The organism is Flavobacterium salilacus subsp. salilacus (genome assembly GCF_004634195.1).
Classification (GTDB): domain Bacteria; phylum Bacteroidota; class Bacteroidia; order Flavobacteriales; family Flavobacteriaceae; genus Flavobacterium; species Flavobacterium salilacus.
On sequence record NZ_SKBP01000001.1, the window covers coordinates 215391 to 231814 of the forward strand.

General features: G+C 37.6%; 16 protein-coding genes. 5 read left to right on the top strand and 11 right to left on the bottom strand.

Annotated features, from left to right (window positions below):
* Window positions 1–3: 3 nt before the first annotated feature.
* From E0W68_RS01110 to E0W68_RS13810, 3 genes are all read right to left on the bottom strand, one after another.
* The gene (locus tag E0W68_RS01110) at window positions 4–537 is read right to left on the bottom strand and encodes a DUF4136 domain-containing protein (RefSeq protein ID WP_135217562.1); all 534 of its coding nucleotides are present in this window, start codon (window positions 535–537) and stop codon (window positions 4–6) included.
* Window positions 538–586: 49 nt separating this feature from the next.
* On the bottom strand, window positions 587–2575 hold the full coding sequence (locus tag E0W68_RS01115) for a urocanate hydratase (protein WP_135217563.1): 1989 nt from the start codon (window positions 2573–2575) through the stop codon (window positions 587–589).
* Window positions 2576–2656: 81 nt separating this feature from the next.
* The gene (locus tag E0W68_RS13810) at window positions 2657–2830 is read right to left on the bottom strand and encodes a DUF5522 domain-containing protein (RefSeq protein WP_162845783.1); all 174 of its coding nucleotides are present in this window, start codon (window positions 2828–2830) and stop codon (window positions 2657–2659) included.
* A 179-nt stretch (window positions 2831–3009) separates the two neighbouring features.
* Here E0W68_RS13810 and E0W68_RS01120 point away from each other — a divergent pair, with 179 nt between their 5' ends.
* Complete coding sequence (locus E0W68_RS01120) at window positions 3010–3492, top strand: DUF1761 domain-containing protein (RefSeq protein WP_135217564.1); 483 nt, start codon at window positions 3010–3012, stop codon at window positions 3490–3492.
* A 60-nt stretch (window positions 3493–3552) separates the two neighbouring features.
* Window positions 3553–4695 (top strand): GNAT family N-acetyltransferase, encoded by a 1143-nt coding sequence (locus E0W68_RS01125; protein ID WP_192824547.1) that lies wholly within the window; start codon window positions 3553–3555, stop codon window positions 4693–4695.
* On the opposite strand, the gene E0W68_RS01130 is transcribed toward E0W68_RS01125, so the two are convergent.
* Window positions 4688–5575, bottom strand: a complete 888-nt coding sequence (locus E0W68_RS01130) for a diacylglycerol/lipid kinase family protein (protein WP_135217565.1) — start codon at window positions 5573–5575, stop codon at window positions 4688–4690. The two genes, E0W68_RS01125 and E0W68_RS01130, sit on opposite strands and share 8 nt — an antisense overlap.
* A gap of 66 nt (window positions 5576–5641) precedes the next feature.
* Here E0W68_RS01130 and E0W68_RS01135 point away from each other — a divergent pair, with 66 nt between their 5' ends.
* Both E0W68_RS01135 and E0W68_RS01140 read left to right on the top strand, forming a co-directional pair.
* Complete coding sequence (locus tag E0W68_RS01135) at window positions 5642–6610, top strand: App1 family protein (RefSeq protein WP_135217566.1); 969 nt, start codon at window positions 5642–5644, stop codon at window positions 6608–6610.
* A gap of 72 nt (window positions 6611–6682) precedes the next feature.
* Window positions 6683–6955, top strand: coding sequence for a hypothetical protein (locus E0W68_RS01140; protein ID WP_135217567.1), 273 nt, complete (start codon window positions 6683–6685; stop codon window positions 6953–6955).
* A gap of 49 nt (window positions 6956–7004) precedes the next feature.
* Here the strand turns inward: E0W68_RS01140 and E0W68_RS01145 are convergent, their stop codons facing one another.
* The gene (locus tag E0W68_RS01145; protein WP_135217568.1) at window positions 7005–8915 is read right to left on the bottom strand and encodes an ABC-F family ATP-binding cassette domain-containing protein; all 1911 of its coding nucleotides are present in this window, start codon (window positions 8913–8915) and stop codon (window positions 7005–7007) included.
* A 54-nt stretch (window positions 8916–8969) separates the two neighbouring features.
* Here E0W68_RS01145 and E0W68_RS01150 point away from each other — a divergent pair, with 54 nt between their 5' ends.
* The gene (locus tag E0W68_RS01150; protein WP_135217569.1) at window positions 8970–9365 is read left to right on the top strand and encodes a DUF983 domain-containing protein; all 396 of its coding nucleotides are present in this window, start codon (window positions 8970–8972) and stop codon (window positions 9363–9365) included.
* Here E0W68_RS01150 and E0W68_RS01155 read toward each other — a convergent pair.
* From E0W68_RS01155 to E0W68_RS01180, 6 genes are all read right to left on the bottom strand, one after another.
* Window positions 9355–10395 carry an NAD(P)/FAD-dependent oxidoreductase gene (locus E0W68_RS01155; protein ID WP_135217570.1) on the bottom strand — a complete coding sequence of 347 codons (1041 nt, stop codon included), beginning with the start codon at window positions 10393–10395 and terminating at the stop codon, window positions 9355–9357. The genes E0W68_RS01150 and E0W68_RS01155 overlap by 11 nt on opposite strands.
* Window positions 10396–10459: 64 nt before the next feature.
* Complete coding sequence (gene porN, locus E0W68_RS01160) at window positions 10460–11386, bottom strand: type IX secretion system ring subunit PorN/GldN (RefSeq protein WP_135217571.1); 927 nt, start codon at window positions 11384–11386, stop codon at window positions 10460–10462.
* Window positions 11387–11430: 44 nt separating this feature from the next.
* Window positions 11431–12981, bottom strand: a complete 1551-nt coding sequence (gene porM, locus E0W68_RS01165) for a type IX secretion system motor protein PorM/GldM (RefSeq protein ID WP_135217572.1) — start codon at window positions 12979–12981, stop codon at window positions 11431–11433.
* 49 nt (window positions 12982–13030) lie between these two features.
* Window positions 13031–13666, bottom strand: a complete 636-nt coding sequence (gene porL / locus E0W68_RS01170) for a type IX secretion system motor protein PorL/GldL (protein WP_135217573.1) — start codon at window positions 13664–13666, stop codon at window positions 13031–13033.
* 68 nt (window positions 13667–13734) lie between these two features.
* The gene (gene porK, locus E0W68_RS01175; protein ID WP_135217574.1) at window positions 13735–15117 is read right to left on the bottom strand and encodes a T9SS ring complex lipoprotein PorK/GldK; all 1383 of its coding nucleotides are present in this window, start codon (window positions 15115–15117) and stop codon (window positions 13735–13737) included.
* 149 nt (window positions 15118–15266) lie between these two features.
* The gene (locus tag E0W68_RS01180) at window positions 15267–16418 is read right to left on the bottom strand and encodes a formimidoylglutamase (protein ID WP_135217575.1); all 1152 of its coding nucleotides are present in this window, start codon (window positions 16416–16418) and stop codon (window positions 15267–15269) included.
* Between the last annotated feature and the right edge of the window lie 6 nt (window positions 16419–16424).

A 16424-nucleotide genomic window follows, 5' to 3' on the forward strand; every position in this document is an offset into this window, starting at 1 on the left:
TTATTATTTTTGCTGCGGAGGGTATTCTTTCATTATTTCCATGACAAATTCGTTGATGCGCTCCTGTTTTCTTTCTCTGTCCAGAGTTAGCACTCCTGTGCCTATACCCTGCCAAACAAGCTCTTTTTTGCGGGCATCCAGTATATCAATATAAAGTGTTCCTTCGGTAGAAGTGCTAACGCTTGCATAGTTACCGCCCCACATCCAGGGGTTGTAACCCCAGCCCCAGCCCCAACCGTAGCCCCAGTTGTTCACATTTACCTGCTCGGTAGAACGGGTAAAAATATTAACCAGCATATCGGGGTTTTCGCTTTTGGCAAAACCTTTCTTCTGCATTTCGGCATCTATAGCACGCAGTATACGTTTCTTGTCAAGATCGGATATTTCAGCCTTGTCTATCCCTTCTTTAAAAAAGGCATAGGTTTTATACTGATTAAAATCAACAGCATTATCATAGTCCGTAGCTACACGAATAGAAGTACACGAAACTATTAAAGTGGTAATAAATAGTAGTGACAGCAATTTTATCTTTTTCATAATCTAATAATTTTTGTCTTCAACATTAATTGGCATCACATGTAAGTGTTTATCCTAACAATGCGTCATCTACTTTATTGGGCAGGGTAACTTGCAGTAACGGCTGACTTTCCATAGCTCTTTTTATGGCAAAAATAGCCTCGTCATTCCTTGCCCAGCTCCTGCGGGCTATACCGTTATTTACATCCCAGAAAAGCATTGATTCTAAACGCCTTGATGCTTCCTGAGAACCATCAAGAACCATACCAAATCCACCGTTTATAACCTCTCCCCAGCCTACACCTCCGCCGTTGTGGATGCTTACCCAGGTAGCACCGCGAAAGCTGTCGCCAATTACATTGTGTATTGCCATATCGGCTGTAAAACGGGAGCCGTCATATATATTGGATGTTTCTCTGTATGGAGAGTCTGTCCCGCTCACATCGTGGTGATCACGCCCTAATATTATATATCCTATTTCACCTTTAGCAATCGCTTCGTTAAATGCTCTTGCAATAGCAATACGCCCTTCGGCATCGGCATACAGTATGCGTGCCTGCGAACCTACTACCAATTTATTTTCCTGTGCGCCTTGTATCCACTTAATGTTATCCTGCATTTGCTGCTTTATTTCATCAGGCGCATCCTTAGCCATTTCTTCTAACACTTTAGATGCTATAGCATCAGTCTTAACAAGGTCATCCGGATTACCTGATGCGCATACCCAACGGAACGGACCAAAACCATAATCAAAACACATGGGCCCCATTATATCCTGTACATAACTCGGGTATTTAAAATCGATGCCGTTTTCAGCCATTACATCTGCTCCTGCCCTCGAAGCTTCAAGCAGAAAGGCATTACCGTAATCAAAAAAGTAAGTGCCTTTTGCCGTATGTTTATTTATGGCAGCAGCATGCCTTCGCAGGGTGTCTTGTATTACTATTTTAAATGTAGCAGGATCGGCAGCCATTAATTCATTCGCTTCTTCAAACGAAAGTCCTACCGGGTAATAGCCTCCTGCCCATGGATTGTGCAACGAAGATTGATCGCTGCCCAAGTCGATATATATGTTTTCAGTATCAAATGTTTCCCAAATATCTACTATGTTACCTTGATAGGCTATAGATACTACTTCTTTATTTTCTTTAGCTTCGCGAACTCTTTTTACAAGTACGTTTATATCTTTAATTACCTCATCTACCCATCCTTGCGAATGGCGGGTATGTACTGCCTTGGGGTTAACCTCTGCACATACGGTAATACACCCGGCAATATTTCCTGCTTTTGGTTGTGCGCCACTCATACCGCCAAGCCCTGAGGTCACAAATAGTTTGCCTTCCAGCCCCTCTCCGTTTTTAGATATTTTTCTGCCGCCGTTAAGCACTGTAATGGTAGTACCGTGCACAATACCCTGTGGTCCTATATACATATAGCTGCCTGCCGTCATTTGCCCGTATTGGGTAACACCCAGCGCATTGAATTTTTCCCAATCGTCGGGCTTTGAATAGTTGGGTATCATCATCCCATTGGTTACTACTACTCTGGGGGCTTCTTTATGCGACGGGAACAACCCCATAGGGTGACCGGAGTACATAACCAATGTTTGCTCATCGGTCATTTCGCTAAGGTATTTCATAGTAAGCCTGTATTGTGCCCAGTTTTGGAACACCGCTCCGTTACCGCCATAAGTTATCAACTCATGCGGGTGTTGTGCCACAGCATAGTCCAGGTTGTTTTGCATCATTAGCATGATGGCTTTTGCCTGTTCTGATTTTCCCGGATATTCCGATATCGGGCGGGCATACATTTTATAATCAGGACGTAAGCGATACATATAAATACGACCGTATTTTTCTAATTCGTCCGAAAATTCTTTAATCAGTTCGGCATGATGTTTCGGCTCAAAATAGCGAAGCGCATTGCGTAGTGCCAGTTTTTTTTCTTCTGCCGATAGTATTTCTTTTCGTTTTGGCGCGTGGTTTATAGTAGGGTCATACGGTTGTGGTTGTGGTAAAACTGCCGGTATTCCTTCCTGTATTTGTTCGTGAAATGTCATATTCTATGGTGTTCGTTATTTATTGTTTCGAGTTGGGTGTTACGAGTTTTAGGTTTTGAACTGAAAACTTTAAACTATTAACTATTTTTTAAATTCGCCTGTTTTCTTGTCATACCCATACGGGCAATGACGGCAACCGCTTTTACAGCAATATCCTCGTTGCAAGTGGTATTTCTCTGTAAATACTTTATATCCTTCGGGAGTAAGGTAATAATCCTCCCCTTCTACTAAATCATTAGGATTGTGACTATACATGCTCACAAATTTATGAACTTTACAGTGAATGACAGTACTTCTATTTAAAGATTTACTCACGAAAGGCTAAATCCCTTTTTTAAGATATTCTTTATTAATTTATAATAAATTGATTATTTGATAAATTATATGGGTAAAAAATATAAATTTGCTACCATCAACCTTAAACAATAAAAATTATGGAGATAAATTTCTTAGCCGTTATCGTGGCTGCATTATCCACCATGGCAGTAGGGGCTATATGGTATAACCCAAAAGTTTTTGGCACTGCCTGGATGAAAGAAACAGGTATGACCGAAGAGAAAGCAAAAGGTGCTAACATGTTCAAAATATTTGGCATGGCAATTCTGTTTGCAATTATGGCATCCTTTATACTACAATTTTTAGTAATACACCAATTTGGAGCTATCGGGATGGTAGGCGCTTCGCCCGAAACGGCTAAACCATCTTATGAAGCTTTTATGACCGACTACGGCGATGTTTTTCGGACTTTTAAGCATGGTGCTTTACACGGTTTTATGGCGGGCTTGTTTCTTGCACTGCCTATAACAGGTACTAACGCTCTTTTTGAAAGAAGAAGTGCCAGATATATTTTGATAAACAGTGGCTACTGGATAGTGTGCCTTACCATAATGGGTGGTATATTATGTGCATGGAAATAATTATATTTACAATCTTAACAAACTAAAATCTCCTAAGGGAGATTTTTTATTACAATTATCTTGACCCCAAATTTATCTTACAAACTATATACTTGTGCCATAGATTTTCCTGCTGAATGGGATGGTATTGCTATGCAAAACATATTCCTTTCGCGCGCGGGGCTTGCCGTTCTGGAAAAAGCAGCTCCTAAAAACATGAAGTGTCATTTTGTGGGGCTTTTTAAAGATGGTAAACTTTCGGGGATGGCTATAATTCAATTTATTAACTTAGCCAATGTAACTACATTTAAGGATAATAAAAGAAGTTTTTGCCTTAAAGAATTTTTATTCAAAAAGTTTACTTCGCATATACTTTTCATTGGTAATAATACGCTTACAGGGCAAAATGCTTATTTGCATACCAATGATATAACCGAAACAGAGGCACTGCAATTAATGCAAAAAGCATTGAAACAAGTAGAAAAGGAGTACAATAGTAATGGGCAAAAGATAAACCTTTTGGCGGTAAAAGATTTTAACGAACAGGAGTTTCCAAACTTTGAAGCTGTGGGATTTAAAAATTACTTTAAGTTTTGTACTCAGCCGAATATGATATTTAGCATAAGAAAAGAGTGGAACAGTATAGAGGATTACCTAAACGCCCTGAATACAAAATACCGCACACAGTATAATCGTGCCCGAAAAAAGGCAGAAGGTATTATTAAAAGAAAACTTACCGCCGATGAAATACAGGCACAACAGCACCGGGTAAATAAACTGTACCATACTGTTGCCAACAGGGCATCATTTAACACGTTCTTTTTGCCTGAGAATCATTTTGAGGTTATGAAACGGGAGCTTGGAGATAATTTCAGGTTTTATGGTTATTTTATGAATGATGAACTCGTTGGGTTTAGCACGCTGATTAAAAACGGTAAGGATATGGATACTTATTTTTTAGGGTATGATGAAATGGTACAAAAAGAAAAAATGCTGTATCTGAATATGCTTTATGATATGGTAGCCTATGCTGTAAAAAAACAATACAGCCATATAATATTTGCACGATCGGCAATGGAGATAAAAAGCAGCGTAGGCGCAAAAGCAGAGGAGGTATATGGTATAATAAAACACACTAACCCTTTTATAAACCTGTTTATAGGAAGATTATTTAATTATTTTGAACCCAAGATAGAATGGAAATCGCGTAACCCCTTTAAATAGGTTTTGGCACTATCATCTTTAGCTGAGGGTGTATTATTTTTATATCAAGCTCATTTACGCTCCCGCAAAACTCGCCGTCTATTTGAAAACTAACCGAGATATTTGTAGTTATCAAGGCTTCATCAGTAGAAATTATAACTATATTTTCATTTTCGTCCACAGGTATATTACCTGAAAGTATCTTACCGATAACGAGTATATCGAGGTTTTTAAGAATAACAATCTCAAATTTCCCATCATCCATCTTTCCTACAGGATTAATAGTTACACCTGTGCCATACCTGTTGGTATTGGCTATTACCACCATTCGGGCTTCTGTTTCAATACTTTCGCCATTGGCTTTGATAGTTGCATTAAAAGGCTCTCCGAGATCTGTTAAGGTATTAAGTGCCTGCAAGGCATAGCCCAGTTTTCCTCTCATACTGCCGTTTTCATAATTACGTATCAAGTCGGCATTAACACCAATATCGCTAAGGTGCAAACTGTTTTTACCATTAATAGTAATAATGTCCATAGGTTTTACAACCCCGTTAAAAGCCACCTCAAGATTGGCTTCAACAGTATCGGGCAGGTTTAAATCGACCGATAGCCCGTTAGCGGAACCCGCCGGCAGTACCGCAATAATTACATCTTGATTCAATGTCGCTTCGGCAACCATTTTTATAGTGCCATCGCCTCCCGCTACCAGTATGCGTTGTGGGTTATGCTCATCAACAAGTTTTCTTATAGCTTCTTCATCATTATCTCCTGTAGTCTCATAGCAAATGAGGGTTACGCCCCTGTCTTCAGCATATAATTTTACCTTTTCTATTAAATCTGATTTATCATTACCCCCGGCAATGGGGTTTATTACAAATAAAAAAATCTCTTGCTGAGCCATGTTATATTTTTGATTAAATTTAATTAAATTGTGGTATCACACATCTTATAAAAAACATAATTTTTAATGAAGCCTATTTTAAAACTTTACCGTGGTTATGCTAATGAGCAGGAGCTAATGGTTTTTGGTCATGTTTTTAACTCCAGCACGGCAAGCGGGTATGAATTCGAAAAGAAACGTTTTAAAAATGCGCGTTCTGTAATAAAGATGTTTATGGTAAAAACAATTGCTAATGCAGACGTTTACTTAGAGCATAATGGCAAAAAAATACATACCAAAACGCTTAAAGATGGATATTTTAAATTCTGTATTCCGTTAAAAAATGATTTAGAACACGGTTGGTCAAGCTATTGTGTAAGTACTTTTTATGATGACGAAGAAATAAAAGAAAGCGGTACTTATGTAAGACCTTTTGAAGGCGATTTAGGTTTTATATCAGATATCGACGATACTTTTTTAGTGTCGCATACACGTAATGTTTTTAAGAAGTTATACATACTGCTTTGGAAAAACATTAATGCCCGACGTATATTTGAAGGTGTAGTCCCATTTTATCAGGCTTTGAGCAATGCGGGAAGAGAGACCACAGAAGAACAAAATGCTTTTTTTTATGTGTCCAGCAGTGAATGGAATTTGTACAGCTTTATTGTAAAGTTTACCAAAATACACGAATTGCCCCGTGCTGTAATGCTATTAAAAGATATTAAAACCGGTTTGATGGATTTTTTGGTAACCGGGCGTGGCAACCATAACCACAAGTTCGATAAGATAAAGCACATACTGGAGTTTTACCCCCATCTTAAATACACTCTGCTGGGCGATGACTCACAGCACGACCCTTATCTTTACGAAAGCATCTGCAAGATATTCCCTGTTACTGTAAAGGCGGTATATATAAGGCAAACAGGCAGATATAAAAAGCAAAAAGTGAGCGATACGCTCAAAAACATTGAGACATTAAGTATAGAGACCTGTTACTTTAAAGATAGTGAGGAGGCTATACTACATGCCAAAGCAATAGGCTTGATTTCTTAAAATTGAGTTATTTTATAACTGTTTGTAACTTATAATGAGTATCTTGGTAAAAAGTAACCTAAAGACTATTTTATGAAAAAAGTGATAGTACTATCAGGAGTAATGGCGCTTGCGCTTTTAACCTCCTGTAAAGACAAAAAAGAAACACCGCCACCAACACCGCCTGCGGTAGAAAATCCTGCTCCGCCCCCTGCACCAGAGCCAAGGGTTGAGGAAGAAGATAACGACGGAACATCGGTAAATATTAATGGAAATGGTGTGAGTGTTAAAAATAAAAATGGTGACAAGGAGAGCAATGTAACCATTACAGATGATAAAAAAGAAGTCAACATTAAAACTGACTAATCATAAAAAATCCCGCTTTAAGAGCGGGATTTTTTTATCCATATATAAGTTATACCCTTTCTATCTCTTCATGTACCAGCTCCCACTCCTCCATGAGTTCGTCAAGCTTTTTCTTTTTATTCTCGTAGGCTCTAAAAAAAGCAGCATCAGCCATTAGCTTTTCATAATCGGTTTCAAGCCGTTTATTATCATGCTTAATTTCTTTTTCCAACTGCTGTATCTGGCTTTCTATTTTAGATAATTTGTTTTGTAACGATTTGTTTTTCTTTTGGTCTTGATACGACACCTGTTGCTGCTTATTGTCTTTAGCGGCTTCTTTAATCACATCTCTTTTTTCTACCTCGCGCATATTTTGCATATTACGCTGCTCCAGATAAAAGTTGATGTCGCCCAAATACTCTCTTATTTTTTGATCTTTAAACTCATATACAATATTGGACATCCCCTGAAGGAAATCCCTGTCGTGCGATACCAGTAACAAAGTACCTTCAAATTTTTGTAAAGCTGCCTTTAGCACATTTTTAGATTTTATATCTAAGTGATTGGTAGGCTCATCCATTACCAAAACATTGATGGGTTGCAAAAGCAGTTTACATAACGCAAGACGGTTTCGCTCGCCTCCCGAAAGTACCTTTACTTTTTTCTCAACATCATCGCCTCTAAAAAGGAATGCTCCCAGCATATCGCGCACTTTACTCCTGTTGGTATCAGTAGCTGCGTTTTCCATTGTTTCCAAAAGCGTTATTTCGCCATCCAGATACTCTGCCTGATTTTGTGCAAAATAGCCCAACTGTACATTATGCCCCAGTTTAATAGTGCCCTGATAGTCAATATCTTTAGTAATTGCCTTTATGAGTGTTGATTTTCCCTGGCCGTTTTGCCCTACAAAAGCAATTTTACTACCGCGTTCTACCAGCAGGTCAATATCTTTCAATATCGTTTTATCGCCATATTTTTTAGTTACATCTTCAACTTCTACCACCACGCGACCGGGCGTCATTGATACCGGAAAAGAAATATTCATTACCGAATTATCATCTTCATCTACTTCAATACGCTCTACTTTGTCCAGTTTTTTAATCAGCGATTGCGCCATAGATGCCTTTGATGCCTTAGCCCTAAACTTTTCGATAAGTTTCTCGGTGTGCTCTATTTTCTTTTCCTGATTTTTTTGTGTGGCAAGCTGTTTTTCTCTTATTTCTCCCCGAAGTTCAAGGTATTCCGTATAAGGCTTATTAAAGTCATATATTTTACCCAATGAAATTTCGATAGTACGATTGGTTACGTTATCCAAAAACATTTTATCGTGAGATACTATAATTACTACGCCGGGATAATTCCTTAAAAATTGTTCCAGCCAAATAATACTTTCTATATCCAGGTGGTTGGTAGGCTCATCCAGCAATAATATATCATTATATTGTAACAGCAACTTGGCAAGTTCTATACGCATACGCCACCCACCCGAAAAAGTATCGGTAGGTTTATCAAAATCCTCACGCTTAAAGCCTAATCCTAACAGGATTTTCTCTGTATCGCCAACATAATTGTAACCGCCCAGTATTTCATAATGATGCGTAACATCACTAAGATCTTCTATGAGTTTAGAATACTCTTCGCTTTCATAATCGGTACGGGTAGTCAACTGGTGGTTGATATCTTCTATTTTTCCTTCTGCTCTTTTTATTTCTTCAAATGCCTGATAAGCCTCTTCCAGAACCGTTCTTCCTTTTATAAAATCGATATCCTGTTTCAGGAAGCCAATCTTTACTTCTTTCTCCGTTGCAATTACACCGGAGTCAGGCGCAAGCTCTCTGGATAAAATTTTAAGCATGGTCGATTTTCCTGCTCCATTCTTCCCAACAAGCCCTACTCTGTCGCCTGCCCCAAGCCTAAAAGTAACTTCTTCAAACAGGTAAGTACCACCAAAAGAAACCGATAAATTATGTATGTTCAGCATTATTATTATGTCTTATTTATATCGTAAATTTGGATGTACCAAATAATTTTGCAAATGTTAAAAAAAGGATCCAAATTATATAGCATTTTAACAGGAACCTGCCCCCGATGCCATCAGGAAAGCATGTATTTAGATAAAAACCCATATAACTTAGCCAATGTATATAAGATGCACGAAAATTGCAGCCACTGCGGTTTGCATTATAAAATTGAGCCTTCTTTTTTTTACGGTGCTATGTATGTAAGTTATGGTCTTGGTGTTGCCTTTAGCGTTGCTGCTTTTATTGTTGCAAAGGTATTCCTAAAAACTTCACTAAAAACATCATTTTATACCATAATAGGTACTCTAGTTGTGTTTATGCCAATCATTATGCGCTTATCACGTAATATATGGATCAATATTTTTATTAAATACAATAAAAACTGGAAAGACAGAAATCTTAAACCTTAAATCTGTTAAGGTTTACCGCTCTGGGTATCTCTTTACCTTTCTCTATAGACTCCAATAACTCCAGTGCCATTGGCGGTCCTAACATTACCCCTCGTGTGCCCAACCCATTAAGCAAATGCAACCGTGAATGCTTTGGGTGTGTCCCAATCAAAGGTTTCCTGTCTTTAACAGTAGGTCGCACACCTGCAAAATGTTCTATAATTTCGTAATCGCAAGTAATTAATTCATCCAGCTTCTCTGTTAGCTCTTGTTTTCCCGCTTCTGTAGGTTCTTGGGTTTTATCCTCCCACTCATACGTAGCTCCTACTTTATAATAATCATTTCCCATAGGCAAAATAAATATACTGGCGTTTACTATAACATCCAATTGTAAATCAGGAGCTTTTATAAGTAAGAGTTCACCTTTAGTACCATCAAGCGGTAAATAATTAAAGTAGGGGTTCTCATGAATCCCAAAACCTTCGGCAAACACAATGTGTTTTGCTGAAATATCTTTGTAATGTACACTATCCTCTACTACCTGTAACGCGCTGTAGTCGAAAGTGTCCTCTATAAACAATCCATCACTTAACAATTCAGCACAGTAAGCATTTATAAATGCACCGGTATCCATATAGCCGGTACTATACACCCTGCCAAAACCATAAGGAGAAGGCAAAGCCGGATATTTTATATGTTTAATTTCAGTATCCAGAAAAGGGGCTAATGCTGTTTTATCACAGGCTTCAAACCAGTTATTTTGTTCCTCTGCCGAAGCGAATTTTCTATATACAGGAACATCATGCATAAACTGTAAACCAATCCTATTCTCTATACTCTGATAAAAAGGAGTTATATATTCCATATGTTTTGCGGTATCGGCAGGCAAACTGAAACGTTTCAATATAACAGGGTTATAAATTCCCGCTGCAACCAGTGTAGAATTGTGCGAAGCATCACTTATAACAGTAAACGATTTAGTATTGAAACGACAAGTCTCCGCAAAATTTATACCTGCTAAACCGGCACCAACAATTATAAAATCTTTCATAGTGCAAAAATAAAAAAACTCTTACCACAAGGGTAAGAGTTTTTTTGTATAGTTACGAGAATTATTAGTAATTCCACATATCTTGTTCAAAGTTGCGTATTTTATCTTTTATACGCTCTGATTCCAGAAGTTGTAGCTGAGCATTATCTTTAAGATACTCTTTGATAAGCCTGTCGCCATACACATTCTCTTCTTTATATATCACGGCACTAAAACGTCTTGAGTTTAACAAGTGATCGAATGTAATAGGCATTGCAGAGTTTTTCTCATTAAATGCTTTTGCTTGGTGCAGTACATCTCTTGCTCCCGGATAAAATACCCAGAAAAGTTCGATAGGTTCTGCAGTTTCACCCATCCTTAACTTACTCAAAGCATCAACTGCCATTGGGCAAATACCAAGAATTCTGTACTTAAGCTCACCTTGTCTCTTATCGAAATACCAAGTTCCTACTATTTTGTATGCAGCGACATCATTAGCAGTTACTTCCTGTGTATCATAATGCTCGGCAGTAAGTACTCCTCTATCTTTAAGAGCTTCTTCTGTTTCTCCCGGATATTGGTTCATGGTAGTAACACCATAGCTATTCAACATACTTACATAAAAATTCTCTTGAATCTCTTCTAAAGTTTTTTTAGCAGTAAAATAAGAGTCACCATATACTTCAGTAAGTCTGCCATCTTTTATAGCTGTAATAAGTACATTGAAAAGCGATTTCCTATCATCACCAATATTCTCTTCCACAGGAAAAAGCATAGGAAAGTTAACCCTTTGGTTAAGGTCGATTACTTCCCAAACTTTTCTGGCAAACAAAACGTCTCTATCTCCAACGTAACCGTAAGGCAGGGGATTGTCATTATCTAACAATTCCTGCTCAGCAGTTTTCTGTCCTATCTCATCCGGCGTTTTTGCATTCAACAGGTTCGATTGAGCAACTGAAGAACCAATCCCTGTAAAAAATAATGCTGCTAATAAAAAATTTTTGCTGTTCATATCCTTAATTTATTCTATAAAAGAAAAACGATCTTTTAATTATATTATTGTACTTCCCAAATAAACGGGCTGGACTCTTGCATTCTGTAACTTCCGCCACCTTTAAGTTTTGTCTTAATGGCCATAATTTGAATTTGGTCGCCTCTTTTTGCTCTGTTAATAGCAGCCTGAGCTTTTCCATCAAATCTATTACCCTGAACTATCATACCGGGTTGTCCTGGAACATAAAGCTCAAAGGAAACTACATCAACCTCTACATTATAAACAAAACCTGGAAACTCAACGTTAACAGTAGATATCGCTAAATCCTGAGCACGACCTTTAGAAGAGTTTATTTTACCTCTAATTGAAGCCGTAGGAGCAGGAATATCTCTTACGATAAACTCCTTTTTAGAGTTTACTGATGTTCCATCAGGAAGTTTACCTGTTACATTAACGATAGCCTTTGTTCCAGAAATAGTTGTAACATTCCAATTATATTTACCCGCACCAGTTGCTTTTTTAAGCCCAGGAGCAGTTGCTGTAACATCGCTGTCTGCAATACCTGCAAATGAAATTGTCATTGGGTTGTCCAAACCTCTATATACAGAGTTCATTTTATCAGCAGAAATTGTAGCCTCATTAGGGCGAGGTACTACTGCATAATTACCTGTAATTGGAATTTCAATTTCTTTACCATCTTCAAGGAACACAAACTGCCCTTTCAAATCATGTTCACCTACAGAGCCTGCAGTAATTTCAAAATTAGCCTGACCATTCTCCATTTTAACAACACCGCCATCTACACCTACTCTAGTAGGCACCGTCTGGTCATCATAACGACCAAGAACCACTTTTCCTGTTACTTTTTCACCTGAGAAAAATGCAGATTTATCAGTAATAACTATAGCTTTATATTTGTTCATCGAAGTAGCTTCTATAGCTGCTTTACCAAGGGCAATGTTGTATACATTTGCCTCCATCGTTTCAACATTATTCTGCATAGCAGATAACTTAGTCAACGATGCAATTGCAGGGAAACCTTTATAATGGTAATCAAGATATTTCTTTTTAACACCTTCACCATCCTTAATATCCTCAGTACTGAACTTACTGTTTATCTCTTGCTTAAGAGCATTATATTTATTTTCAGTACCAAAAGCTGCTATCATATCTGCTTTATACTTGTTGATAGTTGCAATAATTTCCTGACCTTTCTTTGAGTATCCGTCACCTGCAAACCAAGCTTCATCAATCATCTCTCCCTTATCCATAGCTTCATAAGGAAGCTTACCATTTTCTTTTTCAAAGTGCTTGGTTATGTCTCCCTTAAGCCCTTCAATATAGGTATAAAAAGAATTAGAGATATTCTTAACTTTATCAGCTATATTTTTTGCTTCAGCAAACTGAGGTGACTCAGATGCCTTTTGTGCTAAAACACCATGAAGATCTTTATTTGTATTTTTAGCTTGAATATTTGCTTCTTCAAACTGTTCATTCATCAATCCAAAAGCGGATAGTACCTCTTTGGACATATTTAGTGCCAGCATCGCGATGAAAACCAGATACATCAGGTTAATCATCTTTTGTCTAGGGGTTAATTTTCCTCCTGCCATATCTAATCAGTCTCTTTGTTTTTTGTTATGTAATAAAAATCCTAATTAATTAGGCTCTGTTGCCCATTGCAGAAAGCATTCCACCATATACATTGTTTAATGAAGCGATGTTTTGTGTCATAGCTCTCATTTCTTCTTGTAGCTTAGCAGCATTTTCAGCGATTTCTCTGTTAGCTTCAGCATTACGAGATGCGCTTTCAAGCTGCACTTTGTAAAGGCTGTTTAATGACTCCATTTGAGCTGCAGCCATAGACATTTCTTCGCTGTATTTTTTCTGAGAAGATATAGAATCTACTGTTGGAGATATTCCTTTAGCTGCAGATTCGAAATTCTTAATACTTGCGCCAAGGCTTGCCATTAATTCACCATCAATTTTAGCTTCTTTTAACAGGTTATCAAGTTTTTGAGAAAGTAATCCTTGTGCATCCGCAGGGCTTTCTTTCTTAGCATCTTTTTTCTTAGCATCACCTCCTGCTAATTCAGGATATACTAAAGACCAGTCCAGTTCTTTATCTACAGGGTCAAAAGCAGAAAGACCAAAAATGAAAGCTTCAGTTCCCAGTCCGGCAATAAGCATCGCACTTGCACCAGGCCAGTGCATCAATTTGAAAAGTGCTCCGATAATAACAACTGCTGCCCCCATACCATAGGCAAAATTCATAACTTTTTTAGGTAGTGCCATAATAAAATAATTTTAGTTTTTAGTTAAGTTAAATAATTTAAATATTCAAAAATTTGAGTTGGTTCAAGTAATTATTGGTTAGCTGTATTTTGAGTACCCATGTAATCCTGTACAGTTCTGAAACCGATGTAGCTTCTTGCAGAATCGGCATATTCCCAATCTCTTGTACTTACTTGAAGGAAGTATGCCACATCTTTCCATGAACCACCTCGCGTTACCTTTCTTCTGTTAGAAGGATCCGGAGCATTCGGGTTCATTGTAGATACGTATTCGTAAGAGGCTGCATCATAAGACGAGTCTGTCCATTCTGCAACGTTACCTGACATGTTATACAAATTGTACTCATTCGGGTCAAATGATTGTGCTTCTACAGTATAAAGCGCACCATCGGCAGCATAATCTCCTCTGTTTGGTTTAAAGTTAGCCAAAAAGCAACCTCTGTCGTTTTTAGCATAAGGACCTCCCCAAGGGAATGTAGCTGATTGCAAACCTCCTCTGGCAGCATATTCCCACTCTGCCTCGGTTGGTAAACGGAATGAATTTATTTGTTGTCTGCCTTTATCTTTTTGATAGGCATTTTTGTATAGGGTTCTCCATGCACAAAATGCTTTTGCCTGACCCCAAGTAACACCTACAACAGGATATTCACCGTAAGCTTCATGCCAAAAATAATCATTGTGCATAGGCTCGTTGTATGAGTAAGAGAAGTCTTTTATCCACACGGTAGTATCAGGATATACTTCTACCTGTTCTTTTACCATGTACTTGCTTCTTTTTTCTCTGGTATTTTTAGATTTATCTTTAGCAGCAGCAGCAATATCCATCCATGAGTATTTGAACTTAAGCTTAGAAACATCCATGGTTCTTAATCCGTTGTATGATTCTGAAGCAGGAAGATACATAGAGTCCATCACCTCAACATAATACTCATCAGGGTATTGTTGCGGGTCTTCAATCAGTTTAGGCTGGTGGTTAAGTTTTCTGCCTGCATATGGATCATCGGCATCACCAATACTGTAATAGTTTTCATACATATATTTATCATATGGTGATTGTTCTTCTCCTTCACCTACCTGATCTTTGAATGCATACTCACCAATACCTCCTTCACCACCCGGCTTCTGACCCATTTCATCGGCAAGGATAGCCAGTCTTGTTCTGATTGTAGAATCTTTAACCCACTCTACAAACTGACGGTATTCACTATTGGTAATCTCTGTTTCGTCCATATAAAAAGATCGAACAGTTACTGTTTTTGTAGGAGCATCCTGCACATTAGCCAAATCATCGTCTGATTTACCCATAATGTATGCGCCACCAGGAATTAATGTCATACCATATGGCTTCTCAGGTCTCCACTTTTTTCCTCTAACACCTACCAGTTCCCCCCGGTCACTGGAACCACAGCTGATTAATAATGATAAAGTTGCTGTTAATGCAATGAACTTCTTCATAAATTTGGGTTATTAATGTAATTCTATTTTTAAGGGCGTAAACCTATTTATTTATTTTTAAAAAAACAATTTTTTTATTAAAAAAACCTTAACTAAAAGAAAAGATTTGTGTACTTAATGAAATACAAGACAGTTTTATAACAAAAAACTTATATTATGTTCTTTCTTTGTGCTTTCCATAATCTTTCAGGAAAACCACCATCGCATGCTCCTAAATAATCATCGTGCGTACATGGTAATAACGTATTCCTTTTTAATTTATTATTAACGTTTGTTATAAAAGGCACTTCTATCCACCATCTGTCTGTTTTATCACTCTTATAAAATATAAGTTCTTCTTCATCCATCGGAACTATATACTTTATATAATTTTCTTTGGTATCAAAAGGATATTCATTAGAACGATAGTGTACTCCTTCGATAAAATACCATACTATCTGCGCAATTAAAAGTCCTTCCTGTTTTGTGTCCTGATGGTTAAAAATTCCGAAACACGTAACTTTATCACTTATTCCTGCGTAGCGCGCTAAAGTACAAATTTCTTTTCCATTAAAACCATTTGGCAAAAAATTAACAATATTTCCTGAATCGCCCGATTTTACTGACTCCATATCAAGACTTACGATGTCTGCATCTCTAAAAACCGGCTCTGCAATGGTAGGATTACCTGCAATTTCACCAAGTCTATAGGCATCAAAATACAATTTTTCTATTAAATCTATCTCTTCCTGCGGATTAAAATAGGTTTGATACCCAACATTACTGTAATTAAATAAATTATTAGGCTCATCAACTATTATATGTGTAAGGTATGACTTTGCTGTTATCGTTTCTTTTTCTTTACCAAAATCAAACTTACTGTCTATAGCCACAAGATTTACCATTTGCTCAAGCCTGTCATACCCTCTGTACATTGCATAGGTTATATCTTGCGACCCGCCTATTATTACAGGTATTATTTTGTTTTTTACAAGTTCCTCAACAATAGTTTTTACTACATAGTAGGTATCCTTTACAGTGTTGCCCGCAGGTATATTGCCCAAATCGGCTATTGTTTTATCCCAATTACCCGGATATAACCCGTATAACTGCTTTCGTATATAATTAAGGTGTATCGGCTTGTTTCCGCTTTCCGCCCCTCGGTTATCCAAAACTCCTATTATGGCTATACTCACCCCTTCAGTATCGGGAAAATTACCTTCAAAATGTAAGAGCATCTTTTTGCCTAATGATTGCGAGGGCAATGCTTCTGCATAGCTTGTAAATGTGCTCTCTAAAGGTTTTAAAAACTCAAAAGCCATAAATAA

What these genes read in the sequence shown, in the direction of transcription:
- E0W68_RS01110 (WP_135217562.1), bottom strand. Translation starts at nt 537, where the DNA reads ATGAAAAAGATAAAATTGCTGTCACTACTATTTATTACCACTTTAATA.
- E0W68_RS01115 (WP_135217563.1), bottom strand. Translation starts at nt 2,575, where the DNA reads ATGACATTTCACGAACAAATACAGGAAGGAATACCGGCAGTTTTACCA.
- E0W68_RS13810 (WP_162845783.1), bottom strand. Translation starts at nt 2,830, where the DNA reads ATGTATAGTCACAATCCTAATGATTTAGTAGAAGGGGAGGATTATTAC.
- E0W68_RS01120 (WP_135217564.1), top strand. Translation starts at nt 3,010, where the DNA reads ATGGAGATAAATTTCTTAGCCGTTATCGTGGCTGCATTATCCACCATG.
- E0W68_RS01130 (WP_135217565.1), bottom strand. Translation starts at nt 5,575, where the DNA reads ATGGCTCAGCAAGAGATTTTTTTATTTGTAATAAACCCCATTGCCGGG.
- E0W68_RS01135 (WP_135217566.1), top strand. Translation starts at nt 5,642, where the DNA reads ATGAAGCCTATTTTAAAACTTTACCGTGGTTATGCTAATGAGCAGGAG.
- E0W68_RS01140 (WP_135217567.1), top strand. Translation starts at nt 6,683, where the DNA reads ATGAAAAAAGTGATAGTACTATCAGGAGTAATGGCGCTTGCGCTTTTA.
- E0W68_RS01145 (WP_135217568.1), bottom strand. Translation starts at nt 8,915, where the DNA reads ATGCTGAACATACATAATTTATCGGTTTCTTTTGGTGGTACTTACCTG.
- E0W68_RS01150 (WP_135217569.1), top strand. Translation starts at nt 8,970, where the DNA reads ATGTTAAAAAAAGGATCCAAATTATATAGCATTTTAACAGGAACCTGC.
- E0W68_RS01155 (WP_135217570.1), bottom strand. Translation starts at nt 10,395, where the DNA reads ATGAAAGATTTTATAATTGTTGGTGCCGGTTTAGCAGGTATAAATTTT.
- porN (WP_135217571.1), bottom strand. Translation starts at nt 11,386, where the DNA reads ATGAACAGCAAAAATTTTTTATTAGCAGCATTATTTTTTACAGGGATT.
- porM (WP_135217572.1), bottom strand. Translation starts at nt 12,981, where the DNA reads ATGGCAGGAGGAAAATTAACCCCTAGACAAAAGATGATTAACCTGATG.
- porK (WP_135217574.1), bottom strand. Translation starts at nt 15,117, where the DNA reads ATGAAGAAGTTCATTGCATTAACAGCAACTTTATCATTATTAATCAGC.
- E0W68_RS01180 (WP_135217575.1), bottom strand. Translation starts at nt 16,418, where the DNA reads ATGGCTTTTGAGTTTTTAAAACCTTTAGAGAGCACATTTACAAGCTAT.